The sequence below is a fragment of the Clavibacter sp. MX14-G9D genome (assembly GCF_032917815.1).
In the GTDB taxonomy this organism is placed as follows: Bacteria; Actinomycetota; Actinomycetes; order Actinomycetales; family Microbacteriaceae; genus Clavibacter; species Clavibacter michiganensis_K.
Genome location: NZ_JAVCVL010000001.1, coordinates 1 through 14,690 on the forward strand (window position 1 = coordinate 1; position 14,690 = coordinate 14,690).

At 71.2% G+C, this 14,690-nt stretch carries 9 protein-coding genes and 1 tRNA gene; 8 read left to right on the top strand and 2 right to left on the bottom strand.

Annotation, left to right across the window (positions count from 1 at the left end):
- The 3 genes from gltB to pyk all read left to right on the top strand — a co-directional run.
- A partial coding sequence (gltB, locus tag Q6969_RS00005; protein WP_317228622.1) for a glutamate synthase large subunit occupies window positions 1-3,764 on the top strand: 3,764 nt, incomplete at its 5' end.
- Window positions 3,757-5,214: a glutamate synthase subunit beta gene (locus tag Q6969_RS00010; protein WP_317228623.1), complete on the top strand. Its 1,458-nt coding sequence runs from the start codon at window positions 3,757-3,759 to the stop codon at window positions 5,212-5,214. The genes gltB and Q6969_RS00010, both read left to right, overlap by 8 nt.
- Before the next feature lie 80 nt (window positions 5,215-5,294).
- Window positions 5,295-6,740, top strand: coding sequence for a pyruvate kinase (pyk, locus tag Q6969_RS00015; RefSeq protein ID WP_317228624.1), 1,446 nt, complete (start codon window positions 5,295-5,297; stop codon window positions 6,738-6,740).
- Between the two features lie 106 nt (window positions 6,741-6,846).
- Here the strand turns inward: pyk and Q6969_RS00020 are convergent.
- Window positions 6,847-6,929, bottom strand: a tRNA-Leu gene (locus Q6969_RS00020).
- Window positions 6,930-6,968: 39 nt separating this feature from the next.
- Here Q6969_RS00020 and Q6969_RS00025 point away from each other — a divergent pair.
- Window positions 6,969-7,577 (top strand): ANTAR domain-containing response regulator, encoded by a 609-nt coding sequence (locus tag Q6969_RS00025; protein ID WP_015490426.1) that lies wholly within the window; start codon window positions 6,969-6,971, stop codon window positions 7,575-7,577.
- A 63-nt stretch (window positions 7,578-7,640) separates the two neighbouring features.
- Here Q6969_RS00025 and Q6969_RS00030 read toward each other — a convergent pair whose 3' ends face one another.
- Window positions 7,641-8,075: a hotdog fold thioesterase gene (locus Q6969_RS00030; RefSeq protein ID WP_317228625.1), complete on the bottom strand. Its 435-nt coding sequence runs from the start codon at window positions 8,073-8,075 to the stop codon at window positions 7,641-7,643.
- Window positions 8,076-8,128: 53 nt separating this feature from the next.
- On the opposite strand from Q6969_RS00030, the gene polA reads away from it, so the two are divergent.
- The 4 genes from polA to rpsA all read left to right on the top strand — a co-directional run bounded on the left by polA (window position 8,129) and on the right by rpsA (window position 14,667).
- Entirely contained in the window at window positions 8,129-10,813 is a 2,685-nt protein-coding gene (gene polA / locus Q6969_RS00035; protein ID WP_317228626.1) for a DNA polymerase I, read from the top strand.
- A 52-nt stretch (window positions 10,814-10,865) separates the two neighbouring features.
- Window positions 10,866-11,324 carry a PTS sugar transporter subunit IIA gene (locus tag Q6969_RS00040; RefSeq protein WP_317228627.1) on the top strand — a complete coding sequence of 153 codons (459 nt, stop codon included), beginning with the start codon at window positions 10,866-10,868 and terminating at the stop codon, window positions 11,322-11,324.
- Window positions 11,321-13,000, top strand: a complete 1,680-nt coding sequence (locus tag Q6969_RS00045; RefSeq protein ID WP_317228628.1) for a DUF885 domain-containing protein — start codon at window positions 11,321-11,323, stop codon at window positions 12,998-13,000. Before Q6969_RS00040 ends, Q6969_RS00045 begins: the two co-directional genes overlap by 4 nt.
- A 212-nt stretch (window positions 13,001-13,212) precedes the next feature.
- Complete coding sequence (gene rpsA / locus Q6969_RS00050; protein ID WP_012038440.1) at window positions 13,213-14,667, top strand: 30S ribosomal protein S1; 1,455 nt, start codon at window positions 13,213-13,215, stop codon at window positions 14,665-14,667.
- The last annotated feature ends 23 nt before the right edge of the window (window positions 14,668-14,690 follow it).

Consider the following 14,690-nt stretch of genomic DNA (forward strand, 5'->3'; position numbering starts at 1 on the left):
CCCGCCAGTCGCAGCTCGAGTCGGAGCTGCTCGGCGACCTCGGGCCGCTCCTGCCCATCGTCACCCCGGGCGCGAGCGACTCCGCGTCGTTCGACGAGGTCCTCGAGCTCCTCAGCCTCAGCGGTCGCAGCCTGCCCCACGCGATGATGATGATGGTCCCCGAGGCGTGGGAGAAGCAGAGCGACATCGACCCCGTCCGCCGCGACTTCTACGAGTACCACTCGATGGTCATGGAGCCGTGGGACGGGCCCGCCGCCCTCACGTTCACCGACGGCACGCTCGTCGGCGCGACCCTGGACCGCAACGGGCTCCGTCCGGGCCGCTACCTCGTCACGCACGACGGCCTCGTCGTGCTCGGCAGCGAGATCGGCGTCCTCGAGATCGACCCGGCGCGCATCGCCCGCAAGGGCCGCCTCCGCCCGGGCAAGATGTTCCTCGTCGACACCGAGGCCGGCCGCATCATCGAGGACGACGAGATCAAGTCCCAGCTCGCGGCGAGCGCGCCGTGGGGCGAGTGGCTCGAGAACCGCATCCACCTGGCCGAGCTCCCGGAGCGCGAGCACATCGTGCACACGCCCGCGTCGGTCGTCCGCCGCCAGCGCACCTTCGGCTACACGGAGGAGGAGGTGCGGATGCTCCTCATGCCCATGGCGAAGGTCGGCGCCGAGCCCCTGGGCGCCATGGGGTCGGACACGCCCATCGCGGTGCTGTCGCAGCGCCCGCGACTCCTGTTCGACTACTTCACGCAGCAGTTCGCGCAGGTCACGAACCCGCCGCTGGACTCCATCCGCGAGGAGGTCGTGACCAGCCTCCGCCTCGGCCTCGGCCCGCAGCGGAACCTGCTCGACGCGGGGCCGGAGCACGCCAAGCAGGTCGTGCTCGACTTCCCCGTCATCGACAACGACGAGCTCGCCAAGGTCATCCACATCGACCACCGGCCGGGCAGCCGCACCACCACGATCGTGAGCGGGCTCTACCGCGTCGACGACGGCCCGCTCGCCATGCAGAAGCGGATCGACGCGATGTGCGACGAGGTCGACCGGGCCATCGTCCACGGGGCGCAGTTCATCGTCCTGTCGGACCGCGACTCCAACCGCGACCTGGCGCCCATCCCGTCGCTCCTCATGATCGCGGCCGTGCACCACCACCTCATCCGCAAGCAGACCCGCATGAAGGTCGGCATCGTGGTCGAGGCCGGCGACGTGCGCGAGGTGCACCACATCGCGCTGCTCATCGGGTACGGCGCCTCGGCGGTCAACCCGTACCTGGCCATGGAGTCCTGCGAGGACCTGGTCCGCAGCGGCATGCTCACGGGCGTCACCCCGGAGAAGGCCACCCGTAACCTCATCAAGGGCCTCGGCAAGGGCGTGCTGAAGATCATGTCCAAGATGGGCATCTCGACGGTCTCCTCCTACGCCGGCGCGCAGTGCTTCGAGGCCGTCGGCCTCTCGCAGCAGCTCGTCGACCAGTACTTCTCGGGCACCACCACGCGCCTCGGCGGCGTCGGGATCGACGTCATCGCGGCGGAGAACGCCGCACGCCACCGCAGCGCCTACCCGACGGACGGGGCCGTGCTGTCGCACGAGCGCCTGCAGACGGGCGGCGAGTACCAGTGGCGCCGCGACGGCTCGCCGCACCTCTTCAACCCGGACACGATCTTCCGGCTGCAGCACGCCACGCGCACGCGCCGGTACGACATCTTCCGCGAGTACACGTCCATGGTCGACGCGCAGTCGAAGGACCTCATGACCCTCCGGGGCATGTTCCAGCTGCGCACGGGCACGCGTCCGCCGGTCCCGCTCGACGAGGTGGAGCCCATCTCCGACATCGTCAAGCGCTTCTCCACGGGGGCCATGAGCTACGGCTCGATCTCCGAGGAGGCGCACGAGACGCTGGCGATCGCGATGAACCGGCTGGGGGCGAAGTCCAACACGGGCGAGGGCGGCGAGAACGTGGAGCGCCTGCTCGACCCCGAGCGCCGGAGCTCCATCAAGCAGGTCGCGTCCGGCCGCTTCGGCGTCACGAGCATGTACCTCACGCACGCCGACGACATCCAGATCAAGCTCGCGCAGGGCGCCAAGCCCGGCGAGGGCGGGCAGCTCCCCCCGGGGAAGGTCTACCCGTGGGTGGCGCGCACCCGCCACGCGACCGCGGGCGTCGGCCTCATCTCGCCCCCGCCGCACCACGACATCTACTCGATCGAGGACCTCAAGCAGCTCATCTTCGACCTCAAGCGCGCGAACCCGTCCGCCCGGATCCACACGAAGCTGGTGAGCCAGTCGGGCATCGGCGCGGTCGCCGCGGGCGTGGCGAAGGCGCTCAGCGACGTGATCCTCGTCTCGGGCCACGACGGCGGCACGGGCGCGAGCCCGGTCAACTCCCTCAAGCACGCGGGGACGCCGTGGGAGCTGGGTCTCGCGGAGACGCAGCAGACCCTCCGCCTCAACGGCATGCGCGACCGCGTCGTCGTGCAGGTGGACGGCCAGATGAAGTCCGGCCGGGATGTCATCGTCGGCGCGCTCCTCGGGGCGGAGGAGTTCGGCTTCGCCACCGCGCCCCTCGTCGTCTCGGGCTGCATCATGATGCGCGTCTGCCACCTCGACACCTGCCCCGTGGGCGTCGCCACGCAGAACCCGGAGCTGCGCAAGCGCTTCCCCGGCAAGGCCGACCACGTCGTCAACTTCTTCGAGTTCATCGCGCAGGAGGTGCGCGAGCACCTCGCCGCGCTCGGCTACCGCTCGCTCGACGAGATCGTCGGCCGCAACGACCTGCTGGGCGTCGGCGACGCGATCGACCACTGGAAGGCGTCCGGGCTCGACCTGTCGCCGATCCTGGTCGGTCCGGCCTTCGCCGACGACGAGCCGATGAAGCACGCCCGGTCGCAGGACCACGAGCTCGAGGACCACTTCGACAACGAGCTCATCCGCCTCAGCCGCGACGTCCTCGACCACGGCGGCCGCGTCGAGATCGACCTGCCCGTCCGCAACACGGCGCGCGCGGTCGGCACCATGCTCGGCCACCTGGTCACCAAGGCCCACGGCGAGAACGGCCTGCCCACCGGCTCGATCGACGTGACCCTCCGCGGGTCCGCGGGCCAGTCGTTCGGCGCGTTCATGCCCGCGGGCATCACCCTGCGCCTCGTCGGCGACAGCAACGACTACCTGGGCAAGGGCCTGTCCGGCGGCGACATCGTCGTGCGTCCGGACTCGAAGGCCGGCTTCCCCGCCGAGGAGAACGTCATCGCCGGCAACGTCATCGGCTACGGGGCGACCCAGGGGACGATGTTCATCCGCGGCATGGTGGGGGAGCGGTTCCTCGTCCGCAACTCCGGCGCCACCGCGGTCGTCGAGGCCGTCGGCGACCACGCGCTGGAGTACATGACGGGCGGGCTCGCGCTCGTGCTCGGCGGCACCGGCCGCAACATCGGCGCGGGCATGTCGGGCGGCACCGCCTACGTGCTCGACCTCGCCGAGGACCGCATCAACACCGACGCCCTCGCGTCGGGCGAGCTCGAGCTGCACCCGCTCGGGAGCGCCGACGTCGAGATCGTGCTCGACCTCCTCCGCCGGCACCTCGCCGAGACCGGCTCGACCGTGGCCGAGCGCCTGCTCGCCGACCCGGAGACATCCATGCACCGCTTCACCAAGATCCTGCCGCGGGACTACGCGGCCGTCCTCGCCACCCGCCAGACCGCGGTGGACGAGGGCCTCGACCCCGACGGCGACGTCGCCTGGAAGCGCATCCTGGAGGTGACCGGTGGCTGACCCCAAGGGCTTCCTCAAGGTGACGGAGCGCGAGCTCCCGAAGCGCCGCCCGGTCTCGGTGCGGCTCATGGACTGGAAGGAGGTGTACGAGCAGCAGGAGCGCGGCGAGCTCGTGCGCCAGGCCGGCCGGTGCATGGACTGCGGCATCCCGTTCTGCCATCAGGGCTGCCCGCTCGGGAACCTCATCCCGGAGTGGAACGACCTGACGTGGCGGGGCGAGGGCCGGCAGGCCATCGAGCGCCTGCACGCCACGAACAACTTCCCGGAGTTCACGGGCCGCCTGTGCCCCGCTCCGTGCGAGAGCTCGTGCGTGCTCGGCATCAACCAGCCGCCCGTGACGATCAAGCAGGTGGAGGTGTCGATCATCGACGACGCCTTCCAGAACGGCTGGGTCGAGCCGCACCCCCCGGAGCGCCTCACGGGCAAGACCGTCGCGGTCGTGGGCTCCGGTCCCGCGGGCCTCGCCGCCGCGCAGCAGCTCACGCGCGCCGGCCACACGGTCGCGGTCTTCGAGCGCGACGACCGCATCGGCGGGCTGCTGCGCTACGGCATCCCGGACTTCAAGATGGAGAAGCGCCACCTCGAGGCGCGCCTCGCGCAGATGACGGCCGAGGGCACCCGCTTCCGCGCGGGCGTCGACATCGGGAAGGACATCACCTGGTCCGACCTGCGCCTGCGCTACGACGCGGTCGTGGTCTGCACGGGCGCGCTCGTGCCCCGCGACCTCGACATCCCGGGCCGCGACGTCGACGGCGTGCACTTCGCCATGGACTACCTCCGCCAGTCGAACCACGCGACGGCCGGTGACCAGGTGCCCGAGCAGATCCACGCGGAGGGCAAGCACGTCGTCGTCCTCGGCGGCGGGGACACCGGCGCCGACTGCATCGGCACGGCGCACCGCCAGAAGGCGGCGTCCGTGACGAACCTCGCGATCGGCCAGCAGCCCCCGTCGGAGCGCCGCGCCGACCAGCCGTGGCCCACGTACCCGACCCTCTTCGAGGTGTCGAGCGCGCACGAGGAGGGCGGGGAGCGCCACTACCTGGCGTCCACCGTCGAGTTCCTGAAGGACGACGACGGGCACGTCCGCGCCGTCCGCGTCGCGGAGACCGAGTTCCGGGACGGGCGACGCGTGCCCAAGTCGGGCAGCGAGCGCGAGATCCCCGCGGACCTGGTGCTCCTCGCGCTCGGCTTCACGGGTCCCGAGAAGGAGGCGCTCGCGTCCCAGCTGACGGTCCCGTTCGACGAGCGCGGCAACGTCGCGCGCGGCGAGGACTACCAGACCGACCAGGCCGGCGTCTTCGTGGCGGGCGACGCGGGCCGCGGCCAGTCGCTCATCGTGTGGGCCATCGCCGAGGGGCGTTCAGCGGCCTCCGCCGTCGACCGGTACCTTGAGGGGGACACGGAGCTCCCGTTCCCGGTCCGTCCCACGGATCGCGCTCTCTCCATCTGACCCCGTCGCCGCGTCCGCGCGCGCGACCACTCACCCGAACCGCGTCCGTGTGCGACGCAGAAACGCGAGACAGACAGAGCATGACCAGAAGAGCGAAGATCGTCGCGACCCTCGGGCCCGCGACCAGCTCCTACGAGAGCATCCGAGCCATCATCGACGCCGGCGTGGACGTGGCGCGGATGAACCTGAGCCACGGCACCTACGACGTCCACGAGGGCATCTACTCCACGATCCGCAAGGCCGCCGACGACGCGGGACGCGCTGTCGCGGTCCTGGTCGACCTGCAGGGCCCGAAGATCCGCCTCGGCAAGTTCTCCGACGGACCGCACGACCTGGCCTTCGGCGACACCTTCATCATCACGATCGAGGACATCCTCGGCACGAAGGACATCTGCTCGACTACCTACAAGGGCCTCCCCGGCGACGTGAAGCCGGGCGACCCGCTGCTCATCGACGACGGCAAGGTCACGCTCCGCGTGGTCTCCACGGACGGCACGCGCGTCACGACCACGGTCGAGGTCGCCGGCGCCGTCAGCAACAACAAGGGCATCAACCTCCCGGGCGTCGCGGTCAACGTGCCCGCGCTCTCCGGCAAGGACGAGGCCGACCTCCGCTGGGGCCTCCGCCTCGGCGCCGACCTCATCGCCCTGAGCTTCGTGCGCGACGCGTCCGACATCGTGCGCGTGCACGAGATCATGGACGAGGAGGGCCGCCGCGTCCCCGTCGTCGCCAAGGTCGAGAAGCCGCAGGCCGTCGACGCGCTCGAGGAGATCGTCGACGCGTTCGACGCCATCATGGTCGCCCGCGGCGACCTCGGCGTCGAGCTCCCGCTCGAGGCCGTGCCGATCGTGCAGAAGCGCGCCGTCGAGCTCGCCCGCCGCAAGGCCAAGCCCGTCATCGTCGCGACCCAGATGCTCGAGTCGATGATCACGAGCCCCCGCCCCACGCGCGCCGAGGCCTCCGACTGCGCCAACGCCGTCCTCGACGGCGCCGACGCCCTCATGCTGAGCGGCGAGACGAGCGTCGGGGAGTTCCCCGTCGTCACGGTCAAGACCATGGCCCGCATCATCGAGTCGACCGAGGAGCACGGGCTGGAGCGCATCCCGAAGCTCGGCACGCGCCCCTTCACGCAGGGCGGCGCCATCACGCTCGCGGCGGCCGAGGTCGCCGAGTTCGTGGAGGCCAAGTTCCTCTGCGTGTTCACGGAGTCCGGCGACTCGGTGCGGCGCATGACGCGGCTGCGCAACGGCATCCCGATCCTCGCGTTCACGCCGAACGAGGGCATCCGCCGTCGCCTGGCGCTGTCGTGGGGCGTGCAGACGTACCTCGTCGACACGGTCACGCACACCGACCAGATGTTCCACCAGGTGGACGACGTGCTCCTCGCGGAGGGCCTCGCCGAGGTCGGCCAGAAGGTCGTCGTCATCGCCGGGTCCCCTCCCGGCATCGCGGGCTCGACCAACGAGCTGCGCGTCCACGTCGTCGGCGACGCCGTGAACGAGGCGGCTCCGGCCTACGAGAAGTAGGTCGGCGGGGCCGGGCGGGAGCCCGGCCCGGACGCACGGGAGGGCGGGCGACCACGTGGTCGCCCGCCCTCCCGCATGTCGTCCGCGCGTGCTCCGCGGGACCCGGTGCCGGATGTGGGACTCGAACCCACACGCCCTCACGGACAGAGCATTTTGAGTGCTCCGCGTCTGCCATTCCGCCAATCCGGCGCGCACCGGCCAGGCTGACGATACCGTAGGCTCCTATCCGTGAGTGACCAGGAAACAGCCCCCGCAGCCCCCCGTCGTGTCGTCGTCGCCGAGGACGAGTCGCTCATCCGCCTCGACATCGTGGAGACCCTCCGCGACAACGGCTTCGAGGTCGTCGGCGAGGCCGGGGACGGCGAGACCGCCGTCGCCCTGGCCACGGAGCTGCGCCCGGACCTCGTCATCATGGACGTCAAGATGCCCCAGCTCGACGGCATCTCCGCGGCGGAGCGGCTGAACCGCAACCACATCGCCCCCGTCGTCCTCCTCACGGCGTTCAGCCAGAAGGAGCTCGTGGAGCGCGCGGGCGAGGCCGGCGCGCTGGCCTACGTCGTCAAGCCCTTCACGCCCAACGACCTGCTCCCCGCGATCGAGATCGCGCTGGCGCGCTACGCGCAGATCATCACCCTCGAGGCCGAGGTGTCCGACCTCGTGGAGCGCTTCGAGACCCGCAAGCTGGTCGACCGGGCGAAGGGCCTCCTCAACGAGAAGATGGGCCTCACCGAGCCCGAGGCGTTCCGCTGGATCCAGAAGGCGTCCATGGACCGCCGGCTCACCATGCACGACGTGGCGCAGGCCATCATCGAGCAGCTCAGCGCCAAGAAGGCCTAGCGGCCCCCGGCCGCCCGGTCCCGCGGACCGCGGGTCGAGGACGGCGCTCCCGCCGACGAGGGCTCAGGCCCGCCCGCGCTCCCGGACGATGTTCGTGATCCGCACGGTCGACAGCCGCCGGCCCTCGTCGTCGGTCATCACGATCTCGTGCGTGGTGAGCGTGCCCCCGAGGTGGATCGCCGTGCACGTGCCGGTCACGGTGCCGGTCGACGCGGAGCGCGTGTGGCTCGCGTTCAGCTCGATGCCGAAGGCGACCCGGTCCGGGCCCGCGTGCACGTTCGCCGACATCGAGCCCAGCGACTCCGCGAGGACGACGTAGGCGCCGCCGTGCACGACGCCGTAGGGCTGCGTGTTGCCCTCGGCGGGCATGGTCGCGACCGAGCGCTCGGCGCTCAGCTCGGTGACCACGATGCCCATCTTCCGCGCCAGGGCGCCGACGTCCTGCGGCTGCCGGAGCCGCGGATCGGCGGCGTGGTCCTCGGGTGCGGGCTGGGTCATGGGGATCCTCCGAGGCCGGGTCCGAGGTCGGGAGCCCTCGATAGGCTGGGCCCGTGCCGAACACGGAAAAGCCTACCCTCCTCGTCATCGACGGCCATTCCCTGGCGTTCCGGGCCTTCTACGCCCTGCCGGCGGAGAGCTTCCAGAACCGCGAGGGGCAGCACACGAACGCCGTCCACGGCTTCATCGCGATGCTCATCAACCTCCTGCAGAAGGAGAAGCCCACGCACGTCGGCGTCGCGTTCGACATCTCGCGCTTCTCGTTCCGCACGCGCGAGTACCCGGAGTACAAGGGCACCCGCGGCGAGACGCCGGCGGAGTTCACCGGCCAGGTGCCGCTGCTCGAGCGGGCGCTGAAGACCATGAACATCCCCACCCTCACCAAGGAGGACCACGAGGCGGACGACATCCTCGCGACCCTCGCGCGGCAGGGTGCCGAGCAGGGCTACCGCGTGCTCGTCGTCTCCGGCGACCGGGACGCCATCCAGCTCGTCAACGACGACGTCACGCTCCTGTACCCGTCCACGCAGGGCGTCTCCCAGCTCACGCGCTACGACGCCGAGAAGGTGTTCGAGAAGTACGGCGTGCAGCCGGAGATGTACCCGGACATCGCGGCGCTCGTGGGGGAGACGAGCGACAACCTAATCGGCGTCGACAAGGTCGGCCCGAAGACCGCGGTCAAGTGGCTGAACCAGTTCGGGTCGCTCGACGCGGTCATCGAGCACCGGGACGAGATCACGGGCAAGGTCGGCGACAACCTCCGCGCCCAGTACGAGAACGTCATCCGCAACCGCCGGCTCAACCGGCTGCTCACCGACGTCGAGCTCCCGCTCGGCCCCGCGGACCTCGAGCGCAAGCCCATCGACGAGCCCGCGCTCCGCGAGGTCTTCGCCGTGCTGGAGTTCAAGCAGCTCCTGGAGCGCGTGCTGAAGCTCGAGGGCTCCGGCGCCTCCGCGTCCAGCGAGGGCACGCCCGTCGGCGCGGTGGAGCAGGAGCCGTCGACCGCCCCGCAGGCGCCCCGCGCCCAGCAGCTGCTCGACGAGGAGCTCGAGAAGTGGATCGCGACGCAGAGCGCCGCGTCCCCGCACGGGCTCGGCCTCACCGTGGAGACCCAGGACGGTGCGCCCGTCGGGTTCGGGCTCGCGAGCGCGACGGAGGCCGTCACGCTGCCCTGGCAGCCGGGCCGGGCGGACTACGCCCCCTTCGAGCGGTGGCTCTCGAGCGACGCCCCGAAGGTCATGTCCGACGCGAAGGTGCAGGTGAAGGCCATGCGCCGGGCCGGCCTCGCGTTCTCCGGCCTCGCCTTCGACGTGCTCGTCGCCGGCTGGCTGCTGCGGCCCGGCTTCACCGACAAGACGCTGGCGGCGCTCGTCAGCCGCTACCTCCTCGAGGACCTGCCCGAGCCGGACGCCAACCAGCTGGTCCCCGAGACCGAGGCCCTCACGGCGCCGGTCGAGGCCTGGTACACGCTCCGCGTCGAGCACGCGCTCCGCGAGGTGCTCGACGAGCGCACCCTCGGGGTCCTCGTCGACATCGAGATGCCCACCCTGCTCGTGCTGGTGGAGATGGAGCTGCGGGGGGTCGCGACGGACCGCGCCGGGCTCGCCGAGCTCAGCGCGCAGCTGCAGGAGCGCATCACCGACCTGGCCCAGCGCGCCTTCGCGGAGATCGGCAAGGAGATCAACCTCGGCTCGCCCAAGCAGCTGCAGGAGGTCCTCTTCGACCAGCTCGGCATGCCGAAGACGCGAGCGAACAAGACGGGGTTCTCGACGGACGCCGGGGCCCTCGCCGACCTCCAGGCGTCGAACCCGCACCCGTTCCTCGATCTCCTGCTGGAGCACCGGGACGCCAGCAAGCTGCGGCAGATCATCCAGACGCTCGAGCGCGGGATCGGGGACGACGAGCGGATCCACACCACGTACGTGCAGACCGGCACGACCACGGGCCGCATCTCCTCGAACGACCCGAACCTGCAGAACATCCCGGTGCGCACCGAGGAGGGTCGCCGCATCCGCAGCGCCATCCGCGTGGGCGAGGGCTTCGAGACCCTGCTCACGGCCGACTACTCGCAGATCGAGATGCGGATCATGGCGCACCTCTCGGGCGACGAGGGCCTCATCGAGGCGTTCGCGGCGGGGGAGGACCTGCACCGCTTCGTGGGATCCCGCATCTTCGGCGTCGAGCCGGCCGACGTGAGCGCCGAGATGCGCACCAAGGTCAAGGCCATGAGCTACGGCCTCGCGTACGGGCTGAGCGCCTTCGGGCTGTCCAAGCAGCTGCGGATCGCGTCGTCCGAGGCCAAGCAGCTCATGACCGACTACTTCGCCCGCTTCGGCTCCGTGCGCGACTACCTCCGCCAGGTGGTGGAGGAGGCGCGCGCGGCCGGCTACACGGAGACCATCTTCGGCCGCCGCCGTCCGTTCCCCGACCTCACCAGCCCGAACCGGGTGCTGCGCGACAACGCCGAGCGCGCGGCCCTCAACGCGCCCATCCAGGGCTCGGCCGCCGACATCATGAAGATCGCGATGATCCGCATCGAGGCCGACATGCGCGAGCGCGGCATGGAGTCGCGCATGCTGCTCCAGGTCCACGACGAGCTCATCCTCGAGGTCGCCGCCGGGGAGTGGGACGCCCTCGAGGCGATCGTGACCGACCGCATGGCCCACGCGGCGGACCTACGGGTCCCGCTCGAGGTGCAGGTCGGCCGCGGTGACTCGTGGGCCGCGGCCGCGCACTGACCGCCGGCGCCCCTTCCGACCCGTCCACCCCCAGCACGAGGAGCACCAGCGCATGACCCAGGCCCGACTCTCCGACCTCCTCGCGGACGGCTCCATCCGGCTCGCCGCGCGCGCCGACGACCGGGAGGACGCCATCCGCCAGGCCGGTGAGGCGCTCGTCGCGGCAGGCGCCGTGGAGCCCGCGTACGTCGAGGCCATGGTGGAGCGGGAGCGATCCGTGTCCACCTTCGTGGGCGAGGGCGTCGCCGTCCCCCACGGCACGCTCGCGGCCGGCCGCGACCTGGTGCGGGCCGACGCCATCAGCCTCCTCCGCCTGCCCGACGGCGTCGACTGGGACGGGCACGACGTCCGCATCGTCATCGGGATCGCCGCCACAGGAGGGGGCCACATCGCGCTGCTGTCGCGACTCGCGGAGATCCTGCTCGACCCGGTGCGCGCGGAGCAGCTGCGCGGGGCGACCGATCCCGCCGCCGTCCGGTCCCTCCTGGGAGCCGGTACGGTCGAGGGATGACGACGACGCCGAGGGCCCCCCGACCGCAGACGGACATCGACCGCATCGCCGAGGGGTGGATCGACACCAGCCTCGACCTGCACCCCGAGGAGCGCGTCTACCTCGGCCGGCCCGGACGCGAGGGCGAGTACGGCGACCACTCGCCCGCCGGGCACGCCGCCCACGCGGACGCGGCGCGGTCCGTCATCCGGCAGCTCCACGCCGCACGGCCGGTCGACGCGGTGGACGAGGTCACCCGCATGGACCTGACGCGCGAGCTCGAGCTCGACGTCGAGATGCACGACGCGGGCGTCCACCTCTCCGACCTCAACGTCATCGCCTCGCCCGCCCAGGCCATCCGCGAGGTGTTCGACATCTCGCCGACCGCGACCGAGGGCGACTGGGCGCACGTCGCCACGCGCCTCGGCAACGTCGCCGGCGCGGTCGACGGCTACATCGAGACCCTGCGGGAGGGCGTGCGCCGCGGCCAGGTGCCCGCGAAGCGCCAGATCCGCGAGGTCCTGGGCCAGGTCGAGCGCCAGGCCGCTCCCGACGGCTTCTTCCGCGGCTTCGCGGAGGAGGCGCGACCCGACGCGGGCGAGCTGCGCGCGTCCCTCCGGAGCGACCTCGGCGCCCGCGCCGAGGAGGCCCGCTCCGCCTACGAGCGCCTCGCGGCGTTCCTCGGCTCCGAGCTCGAGCCCGCCGGACGCGACGCCGACGCCGTGGGCCGTGAGCAGTACGCCCTGCGCTCCCGGTCGTTCCTCGGCGCGGAGGTCGACCTCGACGAGACGTACGAGTGGGGCGTGGGCGAGCTCGCCCGCATGGTCGAGGAGCAGGAGTCCATCGCCCGCGAGATCCTCCCCGGCGCGAGCGTCCTGGAGGCCATCGCGCACCTCGACGGCGACGCGTCGCGCAAGCTCCACGGCACGGACGCCCTCCGGGCCTGGATGCAGGAGACGAGCGACCGCGCCGTCGAGGAGCTCGGACGCACGCACTTCGACATCCCCGAGGAGATCCGCGCCCTCGAGTGCATGATCGCCCCCACGCAGGAGGGCGGCATCTACTACTCCGGCCCCGCGGACGACTTCAGCCGGCCGGGCCGCATGTGGTGGTCCGTGCCCGAGGGCGTCACCGAGTTCGACACCTGGCGCGAGCTCACCACCGTCTACCACGAGGGCGTCCCGGGGCATCACCTGCAGATCGCGCAGGCCACCTACAACAAGGCCGAGCTGAACACATGGCGCCGCTTCGCGGGCACCTCCGGGCACGCGGAGGGCTGGGCGCTGTACGCCGAGCGCCTCATGCAGGAGCTCGGCTACCTCGACGACCCGGCCGACCGGCTCGGCATGCTCGACGGCCAGCGGATGCGCGCCGCGCGCGTGGTGCTCGACATCGGCGTCCACCTCGGCAAGCGCGTGCCCGACGGCGACGCGGTGTGGGACGCGGGATACGCCTTCGACTTCATGGGCCGCAACGTCAACATGGACCCGTCGTTCGTGCGCTTCGAGGTGAACCGGTACCTCGGCTGGCCGGGCCAGGCGCCCTCCTACAAGGTCGGCCAGCGCATCTGGGAGGACCTCCGGGACGAGACGCGACGCCGCGAGGGCGACGCCTTCGACATCCGCGAGTTCCACCGCCGGGCGCTCGACGTCGGCGGCGTCGGCCTCGACACGCTGCGGGCCGCGGTCCTCCGCTGATCCCGGGGGTGGGCGCCGCGCGGCGGTCCCGCGCGGCGCGGTCGTCCCGCGCGGTGCGGTCGTCCCGCGCGGCGCGGTTGTCCCGCCTCCCGGGCCGGGTCTAAGATCGACTGTCGCAGTTCTGCGACGACCCATCCGTCCGCCGCTCGACCGGTACCCGCGCGGGTCCGCGTCCGCGGCCTTATTCATGCCCATCCTGGAGCACTAACTACATGACAATCGCAACGACCGACAAGGCGCCCAAGCAGGTCGCGATCAACGACATCGGATCTGCTGAGGACTTCCTCGCCGCGGTCGAGAAGACACTGAAGTTCTTCAACGACGGGGACCTCATCGAGGGCACCGTCGTGAAGATCGATCGGGACGAGGTCCTGATCGACGTCGGCTACAAGACCGAGGGCGTCATCCCCTCGCGTGAGCTGTCCATCAAGCACGACGTCGACCCCACGGAGGTCGTCAAGGTCGGCGACACCGTCGAGGCCCTCGTCCTCCAGAAGGAGGACAAGGAAGGCCGTCTGATCCTGTCGAAGAAGCGCGCGCAGTACGAGCGTGCGTGGGGCGACGTGGAGAAGATCAAGGAGTCCGACGGCGTCGTCACCGGCACCGTCATCGAGGTCGTCAAGGGCGGCCTCATCGTGGACATCGGCCTCCGCGGCTTCCTCCCGGCCTCGCTCATCGAGCTCCGCCGCGTCCGCGACCTCACGCCGTACCTCGGCCAGGAGATCGAGGCCAAGATCCTCGAGCTCGACAAGAACCGCAACAACGTGGTCCTGTCGCGCCGCGCCCTGCTCGAGCAGACGCAGTCCGAGAGCCGCAGCACGTTCCTCAACAACCTCCAGAAGGGCCAGGTCCGCAAGGGCGTGGTCTCCTCGATCGTCAACTTCGGTGCGTTCGTGGACCTGGGCGGCGTCGACGGCCTCGTGCACGTCTCCGAGCTCAGCTGGAAGCACATCGAGCACGCCAGCGAGGTCGTCGAGGTGGGTCAGGAGGTGACCGTCGAGATCCTCGAGGTCGACCTGGACCGCGAGCGCGTCTCGCTGTCGCTCAAGGCGACGCAGGAGGACCCCTGGCAGGTCTTCGCCCGCACGCACGCCATCGGCCAGGTCGCGCCCGGCAAGGTCACCAAGCTGGTGCCGTTCGGTGCGTTCGTCCGCGTGGCCGAGGGCATCGAGGGCCTCGTGCACATCTCGGAGCTCTCCGGCAAGCACGTCGAGCTCGCCGAGCAGGTCGTGTCCGTCGGCGACGAGGTGTTCGTCAAGGTCATCGACATCGACCTCGAGCGTCGCCGCATCTCGCTGAGCCTCAAGCAGGCCAACGACGGCGTCGACCCCGAGGGCACCGAGTTCGACCCGGCCCTCTACGGCATGCTCACCGAGTACGACGACCAGGGGAACTACAAGTACCCCGAGGGCTTCGACCCGGAGACCAACGAGTGGAAGGAAGGCTTCGAGTCGCAGCGCGAGACCTGGGAGCAGCAGTACGCCGCAGCCCAGGCCCGCTGGGAGGCCCACAAGAAGCAGGTCGCGGCGGCAGCCGAGGCCGAGGCGGCCGACACGGGCATCACGTCCGCCGGTCCCGGCTTCACGAGCGACTCGACGGGCGCCGGCACGCTGGCGGACGACGAGAGCCTCGCCGCCCTGCGCGAGAAGCTGTCCAGCTCGAAGTAGCACCACCCGCACCATGACGAGGC

What these genes read in the sequence shown, in the direction of transcription:
- Q6969_RS00045 (WP_317228628.1), top strand. Translation starts at nt 11,321, where the DNA reads ATGACGACGACGCCGAGGGCCCCCCGACCGCAGACGGACATCGACCGC.
- pyk (WP_317228624.1), top strand. Translation starts at nt 5,295, where the DNA reads ATGACCAGAAGAGCGAAGATCGTCGCGACCCTCGGGCCCGCGACCAGC.
- rpsA (WP_012038440.1), top strand. Translation starts at nt 13,213, where the DNA reads ATGACAATCGCAACGACCGACAAGGCGCCCAAGCAGGTCGCGATCAAC.
- Q6969_RS00040 (WP_317228627.1), top strand. Translation starts at nt 10,866, where the DNA reads ATGACCCAGGCCCGACTCTCCGACCTCCTCGCGGACGGCTCCATCCGG.
- Q6969_RS00030 (WP_317228625.1), bottom strand. Translation starts at nt 8,075, where the DNA reads ATGACCCAGCCCGCACCCGAGGACCACGCCGCCGATCCGCGGCTCCGG.